The following is a 20,232-nucleotide window of genomic DNA, read 5'->3' as shown; positions in this document are numbered from 1 at the left end:
ACGCACTCATGTTGAGTGACGATAATGAGTGCCGACTCAGGTTGTCAACGAGAGAGGGAGGACGCCGGTGGCCCAGTTGCGTGCCGACGCCCGGCGCAACCGCGAGCGCATCCTGGCCGCCGCCGAGGAGGTCTTCGCCGAGCGTGGCGCGTCGGCGTCCACGGAGGAGGTGGCGGCCCGCGCAGGGGTGGCGATCGGCACGGTGTTCCGGCACTTCCCGGCCAAGGACGACCTGATCGCCGCCATACTCAAGGCACTGCTCGCCCGGCTGGTGTCCGAGGCCGGCGAGCTGGCGGCGAGTGGCGACCCGGAGACGGCGCTGTTCGCGTTCTTCACCCGTGTCGTGGAGGCGGCGGCGGCCCGCAGGACGGTGGCCGAGCTGCTCACGGGCGGCGGGGCGGACCTGCGGCTCGGCGGCGCGCTCCGGGCGCTGGACGAGCCCCTGGGCACGCTGCTGCGCCGCGCTCAGGAGGCCGGCGCGGTCCGCGAGGACGTACGGCTGGAGGAGGTCACCGCCCTGCTGGCGGCCGCCTCGCAGGCGGCCCTGCTGGCCGGCTGGACGCCGGAGCTGCAGGACCGCACACTGGAGATCATCTTCAGGGGCTGCCGGCCCTGAGCCGGTAGAGGACGTGCCGGCGCAGCGGGCTGTGCTCCGGCACGGACGGGTGGTCGAAGTCCTCGGCCGGGTCCCTGGTCATGCCGAGGCGCCGCATGACGGCCTGCGAACGCAGGTTGGTGGTGGCCGTCATGGAGATGACCTCCGTCAGGCCGGCCTCCTCGAAGGCGTACCTGAGCGCCCGCCTGGCGGCCTCCGTGGCGTAGCCGTGCCCCCAGGCGGGGCGGGCCAGCCGCCAGCCGATCTCGGCGGCGGGCAGGAAGGGAGCGTCGAAGGTCTGCCAGGCCAGCCCGGTGAAGCCGATGAACTCGCCGGTGCCGATGACCTCCAGCGCCCACAGGCTGTAGCCGCGCTCGTCGAACTGCCGCTCGATGCGGTCCACCATGATGTCGCTCTGCTCGCGCGTGAGCGGCGCGGGGTAGTGCTCCATGACGGCGGGGTCGGCGTTCATGGCCGCGAAGGGCTCGCGGTCCTCCTCGCGCCATCTGCGCATGATCAACCGTTCTGTCCTCATCCGAGCAACGATAGGCCCTCAGCGCCGGGACCTGATCCCCGTCACGCGGCGCAGGACATCCCACCAGAAGGGCGCCCCGAACAGCAGCGCCACGTACGTCAGCAGGAAGCCCGGCCAGTGGCTGGGCGTCATCAGGCGGTTCCACCAGCTGGAGCCGTTCCACTCGACGCTCGGCCCGCCCTGCTCCGGGAACGACACGCTGACCAGCGCCTGGCCGAGCATCCGCACCAGGGCAGGCCGGCTCATCGTCTCGGTGACGCAGTGCACGGGGTCCGCACCGGCGCACTGGGCCTTCAGCTCGCTGTACGCGTCGGGCCCGGCCTCGGACACGGCGGTCACCGAGGCGCGGAAGGCGTTGTCGCGCAGCAGCGTCTTGGCGTACTCCAGCCCGTCCATGGTGAACACCAGCGTCACCAGCAGGCTCAGCACGGCGAGCACCCATTTGACGTAGCGCTTGTAGAGCAGCGACAGCCGCTGCATCTCCCCGTCGAACCAGGTCTCGACGCCCTGCCGGAAGCGGCCGAGGTCGCGCTGGGCGGTCTCCCAGACGCCCTTCAGGTGGCCGTACAGCGGGCTGTCGGCGGCCTTGAGCTTGGCGAGGAAGCGCTCCACGTCGCCGTCCTCGCTCGTCGCCAGCTCCATGACCGCGACCGAGAAGCGGCCGGGCGGGATGTCGGCGATGCTGGTGCGCCCGCGCTTGGCATGGTCGATCTCGCGGACCCGCTCGTAGAGCAGCTTGATCACGGCGTCGTCGGCCTTGGCCCGGGGGTCGGGCACCACGCCGGCCTCGGGCGGGGCGGGCAGGTCGCTGTAGCGGGGCCGCGGGTCACGCAGGAACGGCAGCCGGGTGAAGACGTCGCGTACGCGGGCGGGCAGCCAGGACCCGTTCAGGTCGGCGCCGTCCAGCGTGTCCCTGAGGTAGGCCCACAGGAACTTGCTGCGGATGGACAGCAGCCGCACGACCGCCTCGTTGAGGCCGCTCACCAGGAGCGACAGCAGCAGGAACGACACGGCCAGGCCGAGGGCGAGATCCACGTAGACGGATAACATCGCGCCTTGATACACCCGCCGGGCGACGCCCATCAACCCTCGTAGAAGACGCGTTCCACCACCTTCCGGGCGCGGCGGGTGACGCGGCGGTAGTCGTCGAGGAAGTCCTCGGAGCCGTCGGGCGGGTAGCCGAGGGTCTGGGCGATGAGCCGGCGCTCGCCCGCGTCGCGCGGCACGCTGTCGCCGGGGCGGCCCTTGACCAGCATGAGCGCGTCGCGTACGCGGGAGACGAAGCGCCACGCCTCGGCCAGCACGGCCTCGTCGGCGGGGGCGAGCAGGTCCTCGGCGACGGCGGCGCGCAGCGCGTCGAGCGTGCGGGTGGTGCGCAGCGACGGGAGCGTTCCCGCGTGCCTGAGCTGCAGGAGCTGGGCCACCCACTCGACGTCGGAGAGCCCGCCGGGCCCGAGCTTGGTGTGCAGGGCCGGATCGGCGCCGCGCGGCAGCCGCTCGGCCTCCATGCGGGCCTTCAGCCGCCGGATCTCGCGTACGGCGTCGTCGGGCAGGCCGCCCCTCGGGTAGCGCAGCTCGTCCGCCATGGCGGTGAACGCCGCCCCCAGCTCCGCGTCGCCGGCCGAGAACCTGGCCCGCAGCAGCGCCTGGGACTCCCACGGCGACGACCAGCGCGCGTAGTAGGCCCGGTAGGAGGCGAGCGTGCGCACCAGCGGCCCCTGGCGGCCCTCCGGACGCAGGTCGGGGTCGACGAGCAGGGGCGGGTCGGGCGCGGGCAGCGACAGCAGCCTGCGCAGCTCGTTGGCGACCGCGAAGGCGGCGTCGGTGGCCTCGCGCTCGGCCACGCCGGGACGCGGCTGGTGGACGAACATGACGTCGGCGTCGCTGGCGTAGGAGCACTCCATGCCGCCCAGCCGGCCCATGGCGATGACCGCGAACGAGGTGACGTCGCCGGCCTTGCGCAGCGCGGCGTCGAGGGCGGCCTGGAGGGTCACGTCGTTGAGCGCCGACAGCGCGCAGCCCACGGTCTCGATGTCGATCAGGCCGGAGAGGTCGGCCACGGCGGTGCGGAACAGCTCCCTGCGGCGCAGCGCCCGCACGGCGGCCACCGCGGTCTCCGGGTCGCCGTCGGCGACGTGGCGGGAGCTCGCCGCCGCCGCCTCGCCGGCCAGCGACTCCGGGGAGCGTACGGCGAGCTCCTCGTCGGAGCCGAGCATGGCGACCGCCTCGGGGGCGTGCATGAGCAGGCCGGTGGCGTAGCGGCTGGTGCCGAGCACCTTGGCCATCCGCGCGGCCACGGCGGTCTCGTCGCGCAGCAGCCGGAGGTACCACGGCGTGGCGCCGAGCTTGTCGCTGACCTGACGGAAGCCGAGCAGGGCCGCGTCGGGGTCGGGGGTGTCGGCGAACCAGCCGAGCATGACCGGCAGCAGCGTGCGCTGGATCGCGGCCCGCCGCGACACGCCCGAGGTGAGCGCGGCCAGGTGGCGCAGCGCGCCGTTGGGGTCGAGGTAGCCGAGCGCCTCCAGGCGGTCGGCCGCGGCGGCCGTGGACAGCCGCGCCTCCGACTCCTGCAACCGCGACACCGCCTGCAGCAGCGGCCGGTAGAACAGTTTCTCGTGCAGCCGCCGCGCCTCCCTGGCGTGCCGCCGCCACCGGGCGGTGAACTCCCCCACCGGGTCGGCCTGCATGCCGAGCGCGCGGCCGAGCCTGCGCAGATCGGCCTCCGCGGTGGGGACGACGTGGGTGCGGCGCAGCCGGTGGAGCTGGAGCAGGTGCTCGACCCTGCGCAGGAACGCGTACGCCTCGGCCAGCCCCCGGGCGTCGTCGCGGCCGACGTAGCCGCCGCGGGCCAGGGCGGCCAGCGCGGGCAGCGTGGCCCGGCGGCGCAGCAGCGGGTCGAGCCGCCCGTGCACGAGCTGGAGGAGCTGCACCGCGAACTCGATGTCGCGCAGCCCGCCGGGGCCCAGCTTGAGCTGGCGCTCGCCCTCGGCGCGCACGTGCGCCTCGACCCGGCGGCGCATGGCCTGCACGTCCTCGACGAAGTGCTCGCGGGTCGCGGCCGTCCACACCAGGTCGTTGACGGCCTGGACGTAGGACTCCCCCAGCGCGAGGTCGCCCGCCACCGGGCGGGCCTTGAGCAGCGCCTGGAACTCCCACGTCTTGGCCCAGCGCCGGTAGTAGGCGAGGTGGCTGGCGAGCGTGCGCACCAGCGGCCCGGAGCGGCCCTCGGGGCGCAGGCCCGCGTCCACCTCCCACAGCGCGCCCTCGGGGGTGGTCGCGGTGCAGGCCCGCATCATGGCCTGGGCCAGGCGGGTGGCGGTGCGCAGGGCCTTGGCCTCGTCGGCGCCCTCGCGCGGCTCGGCGACGAAGACCACGTCCACGTCGCTGATGTAGTTGAGCTCGCGGGCGCCGCACTTGCCCATGCCGATGACCGCGAGGCTCACGTCGGAGGCGTCCACCTCGGTGCGGGCGACGGCGAGCGCGGCCTCCAGCGCGGCCCCGGCCAGGTCGGACAGCTCGGCCATGACCTCCTGCGGCGTGGCCTGCCCGGTGAGGTCGCGGGCGGCCAGGTGCATGAGCCGGCCCCGGTAGGCCACGCGGAGCGCCGTCAGGACGTCCTCGCCCGCCGCCGCCGGCTCGGGCGCGGCGGGGTCGGCCCCGACCGCGCGCAGCAGCTCGTCCCTGGAGTCGTCCTGGTCGGGCCGGGCCAGGCGGGCGATGTCCTCGGGATGGCGGACGAGGTGCTCGCCCAGGGCGTCGCTGACGCCGAGCACGGCGAGCAGCCTCGCCCGCAGGCCGTCGTCGTCGCGGAGGGCGTCGAGCACGGCGGGGTCGCGTTCGGCCAGCCGGGTCAGGGAGACGAGGGCGAGGTCGGGGTCGGCGACGTCGACCAGCGACTCCAGCAGGTCGTCGAGGCGGGGGTCGGCCTGGCGGACGAGCTGGGCGGCCCGGGCGCCGTCGGCGAAACCGAGCTTGGCGAGTCGCGCGGCGGTGGATTCGATCCTGGGCACCTCTCCATTTTGCAGGAGCCGGGCTGATCGCCCTAGTATGACAACGCAACGTTGCGTTGTGTTTCGGGAGGAGGCCAGGATGGCGGAGGACGGCGGGAGCCCGGCCGTGACGGCCCGCGTGACGTGGGGGCTGCTGGCGGCGTGGGCCGTCCACGACGCCGAGGAGCTGGCCACCATGGCGGGCTGGCTGCGCTCGGCCCGGCCCCGGCTGGAGGAGCGGTTCCCCGGGGTCCCGTGGGAGCGGCTGGAGATGTCGCAGGCGCACGTGACCGTGGCCATCGGGCTCATGGGCGGGATCGTGGCGGGGGCGGCGGCGCGCGGGGCCGCCACGGGCGGGCGCAGCCCGGTCTTCCGTACGGTGCTGGCCGGGTTCGGCGCGCACGGGGTGATGCACCTGGCCCAGTCGGCGCTCGCCCGCGGCTACACGCCAGGGGTGGTGACCGCGCCCGTGGTGGTGATCCCGTACACGGTGTGGGCGTGGCGGCGGCTCAGGGCCGCGGGGGTGGCCACGGACGGGGCGGGCCGATCGGGCGCGGCGGGCCTCGCGGCGCTCCCCCTGGTGCTGGGGGCCGTGCACGGCCTCGCGCACCTGCTCACCCGGGCTCGCCGCACGGAGGCGGGCGGCCACGGGCGGGCGGAGGGCCGGCCGCTCAGGCGGCGCCCGCGCCGGAGGCTCCTTCCCTGACCACGGCCGCGAAGGCGCGGGCCATGGGCCGCCAGGCGGCGACGAGGTCCGGCTCCGCGGCCTTGACCTCCCGGTTCAGGTCCTCGGCGGCGTCCAGCCCGGACTCGTACGTCCAGGAGGCGAAGATCTCCGGCGTGGCCTCGGGATGGAACTGCACGGCCCAGGCGGCCGGGCCCAGCCGGTAGCCCTGGTTCGGGTACTGCGAGCCGGTCAGCAGCGGCACCGCGCCCGCGGGCAGGCGGGTCATCGCGTCCTGGTGGTACTGCACGGCGGGGGCCGCGCCGACGCCGGCGAACAACCGGTCCTCGCGCGCGGCGGGCAGGGCGGTGACCTCGCGCAGCCCCACCTCCAGCCCGTTGCCGCCCCGCTCCACCGCGCCGCCGCAGGCCAGGGTGAGGAGCTGGGCGCCGAGGCAGATGCCGAGGGTGGGCGTGGCCTCGTCCACGGCACGGCGCAGCAGGTCGCGGGTGGCGGGCTGCCAGGGGCTGCGCTCGTCCTCCCAGGCCGCCGCCGCGCCGCCGAGCACGACGAGCCCGTCCGCGGCCCGCGCCGGCACCTCCTCCCCCAGGTACGGCCGGACGACGTCGCAGGCGATGCCGAGCCACCCGGCGAGGTAGCCGAGCCCGGCTTCCCGCTCGTGCTCGATGACCGTGATTCGCATAACGGTAATTATGGGAGAAACTTCCTCATGGAAATACCTAGGATCCCGGACATGACCTTCACCTTCGACGACGTCGACGGCCTGCGCATCGCCCGCGCGGGGACCGGCCCCCGCCTCGTCATCGCCGTCCACGGCATCACCGCCTCCCTCATGTCCTGGGGGGCGGTCGCCCGCGCCCTGCCCGCCGGATGGACGCTGGTCGCCATGGACCTGCGCGGCCGGGGCCACAGCGCCGGCCTGCCCGGCCCGTACGGCCTGCCCCGCCACGCCGAGGACGTCCTGCGCGTCGCCGAGCACGTGGGCGCGGACGGCGGCACGGTGCTGACCGGCCACTCCATGGGCGCGTACGTGGCCGTCCTCGCCGCCGCGCGGCGCGACTTCGCCCGCGTGGTGCTGGTGGACGGCGGGCTGCCGTTCCCGCCGCTGCCCGAGGGCGTGGACCCGGACGCGGCGCTGGCGGCGGCACTCGGGCCCGCGCTGGACCGGCTGCGGCAGACGTACCCGTCGGCGGAGGCGTACGTGGAGTTCTTCAGGAACCATCCGGCCTTCGCCGGCCACTGGAGCGACGACGTCGAGGAGTACGTGCGCTACGACCTGACCGGCCCCGAGGGCGCGCTGCGCTCGCGCGCGGTGCCCGATGCGGTGCGCGAGGACGGCCGCTGGCTGCACACCGAGCAGGCCGCGCTCACGGCCGCGCTGGAGGCGGTCAAGGCGCCGATGACCCTGCTGCGGGCGCCGCGCGGGCTGCTGAACCAGGACGTTCCGATGCTCCCCGACGACCTGGCCGCCCCCTGGGCCGCCCGGCTGCCCGGCCTGCGCGACGAGGTCGTCCCGGACTGCAACCACTACACGATCGTGTTCGACGAGCGCTGCGTCGCGACCCTCGTGGACCGGCTCACGGCTCCGTGACCGGCGGAGACGACACCGCCCATCCCGTGCGGAACGGGATGGGCGGGAAGGCCGGAGGGCGGGGTCAGCGTGGAGCGATCCAGGTGGCCCGGCCGGCGGCCACCAGCGTGCCGTCCACCTCGTAGATGGCGCTCTCGCCGAACATCTTGCGGCCGTCGCGGCCGCTCGGGCGGGCGACCACGGAGTAGCGCCCGCCGGGGTGCACCCGGCCGTGGAGCTGCACGGCGAGGCGGCCGAGCAGCGCGCTCTCGCCGGGGCCGAAGTGGGCCCAGCCGGTGATGCAGTCGAGCACCGCGCCGATGATCGAGGCCGGCACGCCGTCCTCGCCGGCCACCGTGAACGGCACCCGCCAGCCGGCCGCCACCAGGTCGGAGCCGGCCACCGGGCCGGGGAAGATGCGCAGGCCGTCGCCCGGCTCGCGCAGGCCGCAGGCGAAGCACTCGGCGAAGGGGTGCGCCTGGAGCCCGGCGAAGCCGGCCTCGGCGCGGGCGGCGTCGTTGAACGGCACGAAGCCCGGCCCCTCCAGGTCCTCGGCCACGGGGATGGCCTCGACGAGCAGGTCGTCGCCGCGGGAGAGTGAGGCGGTGTTGGCGACGTGCTCCAGCCGCAGCTCGGTCTCCAGCGGGGTGGGGGCGTGGAGCGTGACCTCGACGGCTGATCGGCCACCGTTGAGCGTCTCCGCCATCGTGCCCGCGATCCAGCCGCCGTTGGCTACTCCTTCGGGGCCGCGGAAGCGCTGCGGTACGGTCAACACGGTCTGCAGGGCAGCCGTCGTCATGCCACACCCTCCTATGTCGCCACAAGGGCGCGAAGTCCTGAAATATCATAAAGAACGGGCCGATTTTACTGGACTCCCGCTTTACCCGAGGGCAGGGGGGTCGTAACATCTCGGTCCACACACCGCGTAACGCCTCGAAGGGGCCCGAAACTTCCCACCCTTGGCCGGGACACTAGGCACCGCACATGCCGTGGAGATGACTCGGGGGTCAGAAGCAACGAAAATCGGCCTCACTCCGCGAGCGCTCCGGAGTGAGACCGATCAAGGCGTCTGGCAAGCACTTTAGCCCGGGTTTCCGGCGTCCCGCACACCATTCGGCCGATACGAGCGGGCTTCGGATTCCGTACGGGCGCGCGCCGGGCCGCTTCCTCGGACAGTCTGGGAGGCACGCGCCCGCGCGAGGGGGCGCACGGGGAAGAGGAGACCTTTGAGCGTGCTGGACGATCCGGCCCACGCCGGCACGGTGCGTTATCCGCCCGGATCCCTGGTCATCCTGACCGGGCTGCCGGGCGCGGGCAAGACGACCCTGCTGCGCCGCCTGTACGGGCTGCACGGCACGGAGAGCGTCCCCGTGGCCCGGGGGGCGGTCGTGGTGATCGACTCCTACCAGTCCAAGCGGCGCTGGGCGGGCCGGCTCGGCTGGGCGCCGCCGCCGGTGCGCCGCGCCGTCGTCTTCGCCACGCACCTGTCCCGCATCGGCCGCGCCCTGGCCTCGGGGCGCGCGGTGGTGGCGCACAACCGGGGCTGCGCGCCGTCCGTGCTGCGGGGCTTCGACCGGCTGGCGCGGTGGCACGGGGCGCGGCTGCACCTGCTGCTGCTGGACACGCCGCCGGAGACGGCGCTCGCGGGCCAGCACGAGCGGGGCCGGGTGGTCGCGGCGCGCACGTTCGCCCGGCACCGGCGCAGGTGGGAGGCGCTGATGGCGCGCGTCAGGAGCGGCGACCCGGCGCCGGCGGCCGCCGCCCGCGTCATCGACAGGAACGCGGCCGCCCTGCTGGAGGCCATCGTGTTCGAACCCGATCATGATCCGGTAAGCGGAGGTTTCCCGATAACGGAATAACCTCATTCCCACCCTTTCCTCCGGTAACTCCTTACGCTGGCCCCTCAACGTCAACGGGGAACGTTCCGACGTCGGCCACGGGGAGCCGCGGGGTCGCTGAGCGCTGCTCGCACTCCGCCATGAGCGCCGGCGGATGGACCCCCTCAACCCCCCGGAGGTCCAGTGAGACTACGGTCTCTGCTGGCGGGCGCGTCCGTGCTCGCCTTCACCACCACGGGCGCGCTGATCGCCGCCCCCGCCCACGCCGCGGCGGGCGATCCCGAGATCGCCAGGAACGTCACGGCGGAGGTGCGCGGCGGGCACAAGGTACGCGCCGTCATCGAGCTGAAGAAGGGCCAGAGCGTCGAGGCCGTGGCCACCGACACCGAGAAGGCGTCCAAGGGCACCCAGGTCGTCGACAAGAAGCTCTCCGACGACTTCCTGGTCGCCAACCTGGACAAGGCGACGCTGGAGGAGGTCAGGACCGACGACCGCGTCGCCGCCGTCTACGAGGACCGGCTGAGCGTCGCCACGCTCGACGCCAGCACCAAGCTCATCGGCGCCGACAAGGCCAACGCGGCCGGCTGGACCGGCAAGGGCTCGACCATCGCCGTCCTGGACACCGGCATCGACCGCGACCACCCGTTCTTCGCCGGCCGCATCGTCGGCGAGGCGTGCTTCTCCGCCACGTCGACGGACCCGTACTACGGGGCCAGGCCGCTGTGCCCCAACGGCCAGTCGGTCCAGACCGGCGCGGGCGCGGCGGACGCCGAGATCCCCGCGTGCGTCGTGAACGGCGCCAACCAGTGCTACCACGGCACCCACGTCGCGGGCATCGCGGCCGGGAAGAAGGCGGCCGGCGCCCCGTCGAACGGCGTCGCCCCCGAGGCCGGCATCCTGCCGGTCCAGGTGTTCACCCGGCTCGACGGCCCCGTCTGCCAGGAGCAGCTGGGCAGGGCCGCGCCGTGCTTCGCCACCTTCGTCTCGGCGCAGAAGGCCGCCCTCCAGTACGTGGACAGCGTCCACGCCGGCAAGAACGTCATCGCGGTCAACATGAGCCTCGGCGGCGGCGCCAAGCAGACGCGGCACTGCGACGCCGACCCGTCGGCCGGCGCGCTGAAGGACGAGATCGTCTGGCTCAAGCAGTTCGGCGTGACCGTCGTGGTCGCCGCCGGCAACGAGGGCTTCGCCGACGGCGTGTCCAGCCCGGCCTGCGTCTCGGCGGCGGTCGCCGTCGGCGCCACCGACGACCAGGACGCCGTGGCGGGCTTCAGCAACCGGGGGGCGCTGCTCGACCTGTTCGCGCCCGGCGTGCAGATCAACAGCGCGGTGCCGGGCGGCGGCTACCGGGTGCTGGGCGGCACCTCGATGGCCGCCCCGCACGTGGCCGGCGCGCTGGCCCTGGTGCGGCAGGCGTACCCGCAGCTTCCCGGCGAGGGCCGGGTCGCCAAGCTGCAGGACACCGGCAAGGCCATCACGTACGGCGGCGTGACCACCAGGCGGATCGACCTCACCGCGGCCCTGCCGCCGAAGGCGTCCCCCTCCCCCACGCCGACGCCCACCGGCAGCCCCACCCCGGCGCCGACCGGCACCCACACCCCTGGCCCGTCGCCCACGCCGACCCCCACGACCACGACCTCGCCCACGACCTCGCCCGAGGACGGCCACCACAACGTCGACCCCGGCATCTACGGCGACCCGCAGCCCGTGCCCGACACCTGCTCGCGCGGCAGGGGCGGCAAGCCGCTGAGCGCCAAGGCCTGGGCCAGGGAGATGCTGCGCGGCAAGGGCTCGCTCAGCGACGCCACCCTGCGGTGCTACCTCACGCTGGCCCAGAACGGCAGCAAGGTCTTCCCCGAGCTGACCGGCGCGGGCACGCTGAGCAAGGCGTACAAGGTGCTGTCGACCAGGAGCAAGGCCGCCAGGGCGCTGCTCGACCGTGAGCTGCTGGCCGCCTGGCTGAACTACGCGCACGGCGTGCACGACGCCTCGGACAGGGTGCACGGCAGGACGACGCTCAAGCAGGCCGTGGCCGCCGCCGAGCGGCACCGCGCCGGCAAGAGCGCCGCCGCCATGAAGAAGGCCGCGCTCTACCTGTACAGGCACGTCAACAAGTGAGCCGCCCGTCCGGTCCCGTCCCCACGCGGCCGGGACCGGACGGCCTCCGCCGAGGGAGCGGCCGGCTCAGAGGATGGGCAGGTAGCGGCCGAGCTCGAACTCGGTGACGTGGCGGCGGTACTCGCGCCACTCGGCCCGCTTGTTGCGCAGGAAGAAGTCGAAGACGTGCTCGCCGAGCGTCTCGGCGACCAGCTCGCTGCGCTCCATGACCTCTATCGCGTCGTTGAGCGAGCCCGGCAGCGGCTGGATGCCGAGGGCGCGCCGCTCGGCGCTGGTGAGGGTCCAGACGTTGTCCTCGGCCGCGGCCGGCAGCTCGTAGCCCTCCTCGATGCCCTTGAGCCCGGCCGCCAGGATGAGCGCGAAGGCCAGGTAGGGGTTGCAGGCGGAGTCGAGCGAGCGGAACTCGATGCGGGTGGAGCCGCCCTTGTGCGGCTTGTACATCGGCACCCGGACCAGGGCCGAGCGGTTGTTGTGGCCCCAGCACACGTACGAGGGGGCCTCGCCGCCCTGGCCGGCGATGGCCTCGGCGCCGCCCCACAGCCGCTTGTAGGAGTTGACCCACTGGTTGGTGATGGCGGTGATCTCGGCGGCGTGCCGCAGCAGCCCGGCGATGAACGACCGGCCGACCTTGGACAGGCGGTATTCGGAGCCGGCCTCGTAGAAGGCGTTGCGGTCGCCCTCGAACAGCGACATGTGGGTGTGCATGCCGGAGCCGGGGTGCTCGGTGAACGGCTTGGGCATGAACGAGGCCCAGATGCCCTGCTCCAGCGCGACCTCCTTCATGACCAGGCGGAAGGTCATGATGTTGTCGGCCGTGGTGAGCGCGTCGGCGTAGCGCAGGTCGATCTCCTGCTGGCCGGGCGCGCCCTCGTGGTGGCTGAACTCCACCGAGATGCCCATCGACTCCAGCATCATGATCGCCTGGCGCCGGAAGTCGTGGCCGGAGCTGTGCGGCGTGTGGTCGAAGTAGCCGCCGGAGTCGATCGGCTCGGGCCGCACGCCCGGCTCGGGCCGGTTCTTCAGCAGGAAGAACTCGATCTCGGGGTGGGTGTAGAAGGTGAAGCCCATGTCGGCGCACTTGGCGAGCGTGCGCTTGAGCACCCAGCGCGGGTCGGCGTGCGAGGGCGAGCCGTCGGGCATCAGGATGTCGCAGAAGATGCGCGCGGCGCCCGGCGTCTCGCTGCGCCAGGGCAGGATCTGGAACGTCGACGGGTCGGGCTTGGCGAGCATGTCGGACTCGTAGACGCGGGCGAAGCCCTCGATGGCCGAGCCGTCGAAGCCCATGCCCTCCGTGAACGCGCCCTCCAGCTCGGCCGGGGCGATGGCGACGGACTTGAGGAAGCCGAGAACGTCGGTGAACCAGAGCCGGATGAACCGGATGTCGCGTTCCTCGAGCGTGCGGAGCACGAACTCCTGCTGGCGGTCCAAGGCATCCCCTCATGCAGACAGAACAGGTCTCCTATCAGGATGCCGTGTCCGTGTTTCGCACAGGTTACGGGGGGTGGCGGTGAGGACGCCCGCGAACAAGCCGGTGCGAGCCTCGCTGACAAAGCCCCCGGCCCGTCTTACTGTGATCAACGCAGTCAGTCTCGGGGGAGGCAAGGTGGCTATCGACCTGCTCAATCACAAGCTCGATCGGGCCTTCGACCACATCGACGCGAACCGCAACGGGGTCGTCGAGCGTGAGGACCTGCTGGGCCTGGGGGCGCGCATCCTGGTGGGCTTCGGGGAGTCCCCCACCTCGGTCACCGGGGCGAGTCTCGTCGAGAGCTTCGACGGCATCTGGGCCGCGCTGTCGCGGGCGCTGGAGCGCGACGGCGACTCCGGCATCGCCCGCCCGGACTTCCGCACCGCCATGACGGCCGCGTTCGTCACCGGCGAGCTGTACGACCCGGTGTTCCGCCCGGCCACGCTGGCGGTGGCCGACCTGTGCGACGGGGACCGGGACGGCGAGATCACCATCGGCGAGTTCCGCACGATGCTGAGCGCGTTCGGCGTCGCCTACGACGACGTGGACGCGGCCTTCGACCGGCTGGACCGGGAGGGCCGGGGCGCGCTCACCGTGGCCGGCCTGGTCGCCGCCGCCGCCGACTACTACCGCAGCGCCGACCCGAACGCCGCGGGCAACTGGCTGTTCGGCCCGCTGTGAACGCCACCGTGAACAGCGCCGGGAACCCGGCGGAGAGCACCACGGCGGGCGCGGGCACGACCGTGTTCGCCACGGTGCGCACCGCGCTGCGCTCGGTCCTGACGTCGATGATGCCGCTGCCGCGCCGCGGCGGCTCGGCGGCGCTGGCGCTGCTGCCGCTGACCGAGCGGGTGCCCGCGATGGCCGAGCCGTGCCGGATGCACCCGTCGGTGTACGCCATCGAGGCCGCGGTCATCGACTGGGCGCGGCGCACGGGCCTGCGGGCCGATCCCGGCGTCGGCTTCCACCGGATGGCGGGGAGGGCGTTCGCCGAGTTCGACGCGGCCGCCGCCGCGCTGTTCGCGCAGTGGCTGACCTGGCTGTTCCACCTGGACGACGAGCTGGACGAGGGCGAGTGCCCGGTGGAGGTCTTCCAGGGCCTGCTCACGGGCTCGGCGCGGCACCCGCTGGAGGCGGCCTTCGCCGACCTGTGGCGGGTGACCAGCGCGCGGATGAGCGACCGGTGGCGGGCCAGGTTCGCGGTGGGGCTGCAGCGCCAGCACGACGCCTGCCGCACCGAGGCCGACAACCGCGCGGCGCGCCGCATGCCGACCCTGGAGGAGTACCCGGCGCTGCGCCGGGGCACGGTCGGCCCCTACCTGTACGACCTGGTCGAGCCGTGCCTGCGGGTGGAGGTGCCGGACTGGCTGCACGACTCGGAGCCGTGGCGGCAGCTCGTGGACGCCTGCAGCGACGTCACCGCCTGGTGCAACGACGTCGCCTCGCGGCCGAAGGAGCGCGGCGACGTGCACAACTTCGTGGTGCTCGCGATGCGCCAGCTCGGGCTGGGCGAGCGGGAGGCGACCGCCTGGGTGCTGGAGCGGATCGTCCGGCGCTGCGAGGACATGCACACGGCAGCCCGCCGGCTGCCGCTGCAGGACCTCCCGCCGAAGACGGCCAGGGACGTCAGCAAGGTGGCCTGCGCCTACCTCGCCGCGCCGCGCGCCCACCTGGACTGGCTGCTGGAGTCGGCCCGCTACGCCTGACCCGCCAGCATGTCGCCGGCGAGGGTGCGGCGGTAGACGACCTGCTTGCCGACCCGCATCCCGACGGCGAGGCCGCCGCCGCTGAGCACACCGAGGTGCTGGCTGACCGCGCCGGGCGTGAGCGCCATGCGGCCGGCCAGCGCCGAGGTGGTGGCGGGCTCGGCCAGCGCGAGCAGGATCCGCGCCCGGCTGCGCCCGATGAGCGCGGCCAGCGCGCCGGGCGCGGGCGGCGGCCCCTGCTCCCACAGGGTGCCGACGCCCAGCACGGGATAGACGAGCATCGACTGGTACGGGGCCGACATGACGGCCACCGACGGCCAGTGGAAGGCGCTGGGCACGAGCACCAGCCCGTCGCCGTGCAGCCCTTCCGTGGCGCACCAGGGCCGGTCCACCAGCAGCCGCTCCCCCGTCCAGGTGACGGCCGGGTCGAGCCCGGCGAACAGCTCGCGCGCCCCGCCCTGGGCGAGCTGCCGGGAGCGGCGCAGCACGTCGCGTTCGAGCAGCGCGTACACGCGGGGCCAGAACTCGGCGAAGCACGTCTCCCAGTACGCCTCCAGCGCGTCGGCCGCCTTCGTCACCGCGGACTCCGGGTCGGCGGCGAGGCGGTCCAGCACGGCGGGGTCGGACCCGCCGGCCTCGCGCAGGTGCGCCAGCTCGTCGAGGACCCGCTCGGGGGCGGTGCGCCTGACCCGCTCCAGCTCGGCGGCGAAGTCGGGCAGGGGCGTGTCGGGCGGCGGGGTGATGAAGTCGGCCAGGTAGCCGGTCGGCGGCACGAGCGCCAGCAGCTCGGTGAGGTCCAGCCGGGCCAGCCGGGGGCGCACGGTCTTGACCCACGGCAGGTGCAGCGACTGGCGGGCCGGCTGGCGCAGGGTGCGGAGACTGGCCACGAGCTCCCACAGCGGGGAGAACGCGAACCGGATGCGGGCCACGTCCTCGGGCCGCATGACCCAGGTGATGGACATTGTTTTAGTGTGGGCTAAATCGTTCGCCCGGCCAACTCGGGGGGCGCAGTCTCTGGGGCATGCCGAGCACGTCCGTCGAGAAGCCGCCGTCGTTCCTGCGCGCCCAGGTGGGCGGGCTGCCCCGCCCGTTCTGGGCCCTGTGGGGCGGCACCCTGGTCAACCGCCTGGGCACCATGGTCATGCCCTTCACCGGCGTCTACCTCACCCAGGCCCGCGGCCTGTCGGTGACCGCCGCGGGCCTGGTGATGGGCGTCTTCGGCGTGGGCTCGCTGCTGTCGCAGCCGCTCGCGGGCATGCTGACGGACCGGATCGGGCGGCGGGCGACGCTGTCGGGCGGCATGCTGGCCACCGGCGCGGCGATGCTCGCGCTGGGCTACAGCGTCTCGCTGCCGGCCGTCCTCGCCTCGATGCTGGTGCTCGGGGTGGTCGTGGACCTCTACAGGCCGGCGTCGAACGCGCTGGTCGCCGACCTGGTGGGGCCGGCGGAACGGCCGCGCGCGTACGGGCTGCTGTTCTGGGGGATCAACCTCGGCTACTCGGTGGGCATGACGGCGGGCGGCTGGCTCGCGGGGCTCGGGTTCCTCTGGCTGTTCTGGATCGACGCGGTCTCCTGTGTGGTCTTCGCGGCGCTGGTGTGGCGGGCGGTCCCCGAGACGCGGCCCGAGGGCGCGAAGGAGGCGTCCGGCGGGTTCGGCGCGGTGCTGCGGGACCGGGTGATGGTCGCGTTCACGCTGGTCGTGCTGGGCAACGCGCTGGTGTACACGCAGACGATGACGATGCTGCCGGTGGCCATGACCAGCGTCGCGGGGCTGTCCACGGCGCAGTTCGGGACTGCGATGGCGCTCAACGGCGTGCTGATCGTGGTCGTGCAGCCGCTGGTGTCCGGCTGGCTCGGCCGCCGGGACCCGGCCCGTACGTTCGCCCTCGGCGTGGCCGTGATGGGTGCGGGGTTCGCGCTGACCGCGTTCGTGACCAGCACGCTGGGGCTGGCGGCGACGATCGCGGTGTGGACGGCGGGCGAGATCGTCACGGCGGGCATCGCCGGCACCATCGTGGCCGCCCTGGCGCCGCCGGAGCTGCGCGGCCGGTACGCGGGGCTGTTCGGGCTCGCCTGGTCGGCGGCGGCGGTGCTGGCCCCGCTGTTCGGCGGGCCGCTGCTGGAGCTGGGGCCGCGGGCGCTGTGGTTCACGATCGGCGCGGTCGGCCTGCTCTCGGCCGCCGGCATGCTGGCCCTCGGCCCAGCCGTCCGCCGCCGCGCCTGACCCCGTCGCCCCGGATGACGCCCGCAGGAAGGCTGTCGTTGAGAAATTTTTGATCGTTTGTTGGCAGGCGAGCGATAATTTTCACCAAAACCAAGGGGACGGAAAGGCTCCCCTGCGACGACCACCATCAAACTGTGACATTTCGCCATATGCCGGAACACGTTCTCCCTCTACAGTTACGCCTGACATGCTGACCTTCACCGCGCTGGGACCGTTCCAAGCCTGGGCGAACGGCGCCCCTCTCGACCTCGGCGGCCAGAGGCAGCGGGCGGTGCTCGCGCGCCTGCTCGTGGCCGGTGGCCGCGCCGTGCCCGTGAACACCCTCATCGACGAGCTCTGGCCGGGCAACCCGCCCGCGCAGGCCCTCTCCACCATCCAGGGCTACGTCTCCCGCCTGCGGCGCGCCCTGGAGCCCGGCCGCGCGCCGCGCGAGGAGGCGGAGGTGCTGGTCTCGGCCCCGCCGGGGTACGCCCTGCGAGCCGGCACCGGTCAGGTGGACGCCTGGCGCTTCGAGAGCCTGGTGAAGTCCGAGGGCCCGGCGGCCCAGGTGTGGGCGGACATGGAGACCGCGCTCGGGCTGTGGCGCGGTCCCGCGCTGGCCGAGTTCGCCGACCTGAGCTGGGCCGTGACCGAGGCGGGCCGGCTGGAGGAGCTGCGCCTCATCGCCGTGGAGCGGCGGGCCGACGCCGGGCTGGCGCTGGGCCGGGCCACGTCCCTGGTCGCCGACCTGGAGGCGCACGCGGCCGAGCACCCCCTGCGCGAGGAGGCCTGGCGGCTGCTGGCCGTGGCGCTCTACCGGATGGGCCGCCAGGGCGACGCGCTGGCCGCGCTGCGCCGGGCCCGCGCGGTGTGGCGCGACGAGCTGGGCCTGGACCTGACGGCCGGGCTCAAGCGGCTGGAGGCGGACATGCTGGCGCAGCGGCTGGAGGAGCCGCCCCCGGCGGCCCCGCCGGCCGCCCCGCCCGCGGCGCCCCCCTCCGCTCCTCCGCCCGCCCCCGCGGGCGCGGCCGGCGACGTGCTGCGCGTGCTCGTCGCCGACGACCAGGCGCTCGTACGGGCCGGGGTCAAGGCCATGATCGCCAGCGACCCCGGCGTACGCCTGGCCGGCGAGGCGGCCAACGGCGAGGAGGCCATCGCGGGCGTGCGCGCCACCCGCCCGGACGTGGTGCTGCTCGACATCCAGATGCCGCACCTGGACGGCCTGGCCGCGGCCCGCAGGATCCTGGCCGGCGACGACCCGCCCAAGGTCGTCATGATGACCACGTTCGGCAGCGACGAGAACCTGTACGCGGCGCTGCGCGCGGGCGTGAGCGGCTTCCTGCTGAAGACCGCGGCCCCCGAGCAGTTCCTCGCGGCGATCAGGGCGGCGGCGGCCGGGGACGCGCTCATCGACCCGGCGATGACCACCCGGCTGATCTCGGCGTTCGCCGGGCGCACCGACCCGTCCTCTCCCCCGGCGCTGGCCGGGCTCTCCGACGCCCGGCTCGACGTGCTGAAACTCGTCGCGCGCGGGCTGACGAACCGGCAGATCGGCCAGACGCTGTCGCTGCCGGAGGAGGAGGTCGGGGCGATGGTCAAGTCGCTGCTGGAGCACCTGGGGCTGTTCGACCGGGCGCAGCTCGTCATGACGGCGTACGAGTCCGGTCTGGTGACTCCTGGCGAGAAGGCCCACTTTTCGTCTCTTTGACGATAAAAATCGGGGCGTACTAGGCTGGTCCGCGTGGCACACCTGCGCATCGCCCTGGCACAGACGAACCCGACCGTAGGCGACCTGAGCGCCAACGCGGACCGGCTGGTCCAGTGGACCCGTGACGCCGCCGAGCGCGGCGCTGACCTCGTCGTCTTCACCGAGATGTTCCTCACCGGCTACCCCGTCGAGGACCTGGTGCTGCGGACGTCCTTCGTGGACGCCAGCATCCGCACCCTGGAGCAGGTGGCGCGCAGGCTGCGGGAGGAGGGCCTCGGCGAGCTGCCCGTGGTGGCCGGCTACGTCGACCGCGCCGGCCTCGCCCCCCGCGTCGGCCAGCCGAAGGGCGCCCCCCTGGACGCCGCCGCGATCCTCCACCGGGGCGAGGTCGTCGCCCGCACGGCCAAGCACCACCTGCCCAACTACGGGGTGTTCGACGAATACCGCTACTTCGTGCGCGGCGACCGGCTGCCGATCTTCCGGCTGCACGGCGTGGACGTCGCCGTCGCCGTCTGCGAGGACCTCTGGCAGGACGGCGGCCCGGTGTCCGTCGTCGGGCAGGCCGGAGCGGGGCTGCTGGTGGTGCCGAACGCCTCTCCGTACGAGAAGGAGAAGGACGACGTCCGCCTGGAGCTGTGCGCGCGGCGGGCCCGCGAGGCCGGCTGCGCGCTGGCCTACGCCAACCAGGTCGGCGGGCAGGACGAGCTGGTCTTCGACGGCGACTCGCTGGTCGTGGACGCCACGGGCGCCCTGGTGGCGCGGGCCGGGCAGTTCCGCGAGGAGCTGCTGGTGGTGGACCTGGAGGACCTGCCGGTCTCGGACGCCGCGACGGGCTCGTTCCCGTACGACGCGGGCGACGGCACCACGATCACCGTCGAGCGCCTGGTGCTGTCGGCCGAGCCCGCCGCGCCCCGCCCGGCCGAGCCCGCGCCCGTCGCCGACCGGCTGGACCCGCACGCCGAGGTCTACTCGGCACTGGTGCTCGCGGTGCGCGACTACGTCGCCAAGAACGGCTTCCGCTCGGTCATCCTCGGCCTGTCCGGCGGCATCGACTCGGCGCTGACCGCCACGATCGCCGCCGACGCCATCGGCCCCGACCGGGTCAACGTGGTGCTCATGCCCTCCCGCTACTCCTCCGACCACTCGGTGACGGACGCCGAGGAGCTGGTGCGGCGGCAGGGCCTGCACGCGCGGATCGCGCCGATCGCCGACATCGTGACCGCGTTCGAGAAGGAGGTCGAGCTGTCCGGCCTGGCCGCCGAGAACCTCCAGGCCCGGGTGCGCGGCATGATCCTCATGGGGCTGTCCAACCAGAACGGCCACCTGGTGCTCACCACCGGCAACAAGAGCGAGCTCGCGACCGGCTACTCCACCCTCTACGGCGACTCGGCCGGCGGCTTCGCGCCGATCAAGGACGTCCCGAAGACGATGGTGTGGGAGCTGTCCCGCTGGCGCAACGCCCACACCCGCCCGGGCTTCCTGCTGGAGGCCGAGCGGCCGATCCCGGAGAACTCGATCGTCAAGGAGCCGAGCGCGGAGCTGCGGCCGGACCAGCGCGACACCGACTCGCTGCCTCCTTACGAGGTGCTGGACCGGCTGCTCGACGACTACGTCGAGAAGGACATGGGCTCGCAGGAGCTCATCGCCGCCGGGCACGACCCCGAGCTGGTGACGCGGGTGATCCGGCTGGTGGACCTCGCCGAGTACAAGCGCCGCCAGTACCCGCCGGGCCCGAAGATCACGCCGAAGAACTTCGGCCGGGACCGCCGTCTGCCGATCACCAACCGGTGGAGGGAGACCACCGCCTGAGTCTGTTC

17 protein-coding genes are annotated in these 20,232 nt (G+C 73.7%); 10 read left to right on the top strand and 7 right to left on the bottom strand.

The features are described 5' to 3' along the window. Positions 1 to 67 precede the first annotated feature (67 nt). Positions 68 to 616 (top strand): TetR/AcrR family transcriptional regulator, encoded by a 549-nt coding sequence (locus Nocox_RS14400; RefSeq protein ID WP_020541547.1) that lies wholly within the window; start codon positions 68 to 70, stop codon positions 614 to 616. On the opposite strand, the gene Nocox_RS14395 is transcribed toward Nocox_RS14400, so the two are convergent. The 3 genes from Nocox_RS14395 to Nocox_RS14385 are packed head-to-tail and all read right to left on the bottom strand — an operon-like array spanning position 597 to position 5,140. Further along, complete coding sequence (locus Nocox_RS14395; RefSeq protein WP_026213988.1) at positions 597 to 1,130, bottom strand: GNAT family N-acetyltransferase; 534 nt, start codon at positions 1,128 to 1,130, stop codon at positions 597 to 599. The two genes, Nocox_RS14400 and Nocox_RS14395, sit on opposite strands and share 20 nt — an antisense overlap. Before the next feature lie 18 nt (positions 1,131 to 1,148). Beyond that, entirely contained in the window at positions 1,149 to 2,180 is a 1,032-nt protein-coding gene (locus Nocox_RS14390; RefSeq protein ID WP_157382867.1) for a hypothetical protein, read from the bottom strand. A gap of 32 nt (positions 2,181 to 2,212) precedes the next feature. Continuing rightward, positions 2,213 to 5,140, bottom strand: coding sequence for a bifunctional [glutamine synthetase] adenylyltransferase/[glutamine synthetase]-adenylyl-L-tyrosine phosphorylase (locus tag Nocox_RS14385; protein WP_020541544.1), 2,928 nt, complete (start codon positions 5,138 to 5,140; stop codon positions 2,213 to 2,215). A 79-nt stretch (positions 5,141 to 5,219) separates the two neighbouring features. Between Nocox_RS14385 and Nocox_RS14380 the strand changes: the two genes are divergently transcribed. Further along, positions 5,220 to 5,825, top strand: a complete 606-nt coding sequence (locus Nocox_RS14380) for an HXXEE domain-containing protein (RefSeq protein ID WP_020541543.1) — start codon at positions 5,220 to 5,222, stop codon at positions 5,823 to 5,825. Here Nocox_RS14380 and Nocox_RS14375 read toward each other — a convergent pair. Further along, positions 5,791 to 6,486, bottom strand: a complete 696-nt coding sequence (locus tag Nocox_RS14375; protein ID WP_020541542.1) for a type 1 glutamine amidotransferase — start codon at positions 6,484 to 6,486, stop codon at positions 5,791 to 5,793. The genes Nocox_RS14380 and Nocox_RS14375 overlap by 35 nt on opposite strands. Before the next feature lie 51 nt (positions 6,487 to 6,537). On the opposite strand from Nocox_RS14375, the gene Nocox_RS14370 reads away from it, so the two are divergent. Then, positions 6,538 to 7,395: an alpha/beta fold hydrolase gene (locus Nocox_RS14370; RefSeq protein ID WP_020541541.1), complete on the top strand. Its 858-nt coding sequence runs from the start codon at positions 6,538 to 6,540 to the stop codon at positions 7,393 to 7,395. 64 nt (positions 7,396 to 7,459) lie between these two features. Here Nocox_RS14370 and Nocox_RS14365 read toward each other — a convergent pair whose 3' ends face one another. Further along, a complete protein-coding gene (locus Nocox_RS14365) occupies positions 7,460 to 8,173 on the bottom strand; it encodes a PaaI family thioesterase (protein ID WP_020541540.1) in 714 nt (237 codons plus the stop codon). Positions 8,174 to 8,606: 433 nt separating this feature from the next. Between Nocox_RS14365 and Nocox_RS14360 the strand changes: the two genes are divergently transcribed. Next, positions 8,607 to 9,233, top strand: coding sequence for an AAA family ATPase (locus Nocox_RS14360; RefSeq protein ID WP_020541539.1), 627 nt, complete (start codon positions 8,607 to 8,609; stop codon positions 9,231 to 9,233). A gap of 162 nt (positions 9,234 to 9,395) precedes the next feature. Further along, the gene (locus Nocox_RS14355) at positions 9,396 to 11,330 is read left to right on the top strand and encodes a S8 family peptidase (protein WP_084685392.1); all 1,935 of its coding nucleotides are present in this window, start codon (positions 9,396 to 9,398) and stop codon (positions 11,328 to 11,330) included. A gap of 66 nt (positions 11,331 to 11,396) precedes the next feature. Here the strand turns inward: Nocox_RS14355 and Nocox_RS14350 are convergent, their stop codons facing one another. Then, positions 11,397 to 12,758: a glutamine synthetase family protein gene (locus Nocox_RS14350; RefSeq protein WP_020541537.1), complete on the bottom strand. Its 1,362-nt coding sequence runs from the start codon at positions 12,756 to 12,758 to the stop codon at positions 11,397 to 11,399. A gap of 175 nt (positions 12,759 to 12,933) precedes the next feature. Here Nocox_RS14350 and Nocox_RS14345 point away from each other — a divergent pair, with 175 nt between their 5' ends. Then, positions 12,934 to 13,479, top strand: coding sequence for an EF-hand domain-containing protein (locus Nocox_RS14345; RefSeq protein ID WP_020541536.1), 546 nt, complete (start codon positions 12,934 to 12,936; stop codon positions 13,477 to 13,479). Beyond that, the gene (locus Nocox_RS14340; RefSeq protein WP_020541535.1) at positions 13,476 to 14,504 is read left to right on the top strand and encodes a terpene synthase family protein; all 1,029 of its coding nucleotides are present in this window, start codon (positions 13,476 to 13,478) and stop codon (positions 14,502 to 14,504) included. Before Nocox_RS14345 ends, Nocox_RS14340 begins: the two co-directional genes overlap by 4 nt. Here Nocox_RS14340 and Nocox_RS14335 read toward each other — a convergent pair. Further along, positions 14,495 to 15,466: a DUF5937 family protein gene (locus Nocox_RS14335; protein ID WP_020541534.1), complete on the bottom strand. Its 972-nt coding sequence runs from the start codon at positions 15,464 to 15,466 to the stop codon at positions 14,495 to 14,497. The genes Nocox_RS14340 and Nocox_RS14335 overlap by 10 nt on opposite strands. A gap of 59 nt (positions 15,467 to 15,525) precedes the next feature. Here Nocox_RS14335 and Nocox_RS14330 point away from each other — a divergent pair, with 59 nt between their 5' ends. The 3 genes from Nocox_RS14330 (at position 15,526) to Nocox_RS14320 (ending at position 20,224) form a co-directional block, all read left to right on the top strand. Beyond that, positions 15,526 to 16,728, top strand: a complete 1,203-nt coding sequence (locus Nocox_RS14330) for an MDR family MFS transporter (protein WP_020541533.1) — start codon at positions 15,526 to 15,528, stop codon at positions 16,726 to 16,728. Between the two features lie 187 nt (positions 16,729 to 16,915). Continuing rightward, the gene (locus Nocox_RS43950) at positions 16,916 to 18,415 is read left to right on the top strand and encodes a BTAD domain-containing putative transcriptional regulator (protein WP_020541532.1); all 1,500 of its coding nucleotides are present in this window, start codon (positions 16,916 to 16,918) and stop codon (positions 18,413 to 18,415) included. 33 nt (positions 18,416 to 18,448) lie between these two features. Next, positions 18,449 to 20,224, top strand: a complete 1,776-nt coding sequence (locus Nocox_RS14320) for an NAD+ synthase (protein WP_020541531.1) — start codon at positions 18,449 to 18,451, stop codon at positions 20,222 to 20,224. Positions 20,225 to 20,232 lie beyond the last annotated feature (8 nt).

The organism is Nonomuraea coxensis DSM 45129 (assembly GCF_019397265.1).
Classification (GTDB): domain Bacteria; phylum Actinomycetota; class Actinomycetes; order Streptosporangiales; family Streptosporangiaceae; genus Nonomuraea; species Nonomuraea coxensis.
This window is presented reverse-complemented; position numbering and strand designations above follow the sequence as displayed.

Excerpts from the sequence above, each read along its gene's own strand:
- Nocox_RS14395 (WP_026213988.1), bottom strand. The coding sequence starts at position 1,130 with ATGAGGACAGAACGGTTGATCATGCGCAGATGGCGCGAGGAGGACCGC.
- Nocox_RS14390 (WP_157382867.1), bottom strand. The coding sequence starts at position 2,180 with ATGTTATCCGTCTACGTGGATCTCGCCCTCGGCCTGGCCGTGTCGTTC.
- Nocox_RS14380 (WP_020541543.1), top strand. The coding sequence starts at position 5,220 with ATGGCGGAGGACGGCGGGAGCCCGGCCGTGACGGCCCGCGTGACGTGG.
- Nocox_RS14375 (WP_020541542.1), bottom strand. The coding sequence starts at position 6,486 with ATGCGAATCACGGTCATCGAGCACGAGCGGGAAGCCGGGCTCGGCTAC.
- Nocox_RS14370 (WP_020541541.1), top strand. The coding sequence starts at position 6,538 with ATGACCTTCACCTTCGACGACGTCGACGGCCTGCGCATCGCCCGCGCG.
- Nocox_RS14365 (WP_020541540.1), bottom strand. The coding sequence starts at position 8,173 with ATGACGACGGCTGCCCTGCAGACCGTGTTGACCGTACCGCAGCGCTTC.
- Nocox_RS14335 (WP_020541534.1), bottom strand. The coding sequence starts at position 15,466 with ATGTCCATCACCTGGGTCATGCGGCCCGAGGACGTGGCCCGCATCCGG.
- Nocox_RS14330 (WP_020541533.1), top strand. The coding sequence starts at position 15,526 with ATGCCGAGCACGTCCGTCGAGAAGCCGCCGTCGTTCCTGCGCGCCCAG.
- Nocox_RS43950 (WP_020541532.1), top strand. The coding sequence starts at position 16,916 with ATGCTGACCTTCACCGCGCTGGGACCGTTCCAAGCCTGGGCGAACGGC.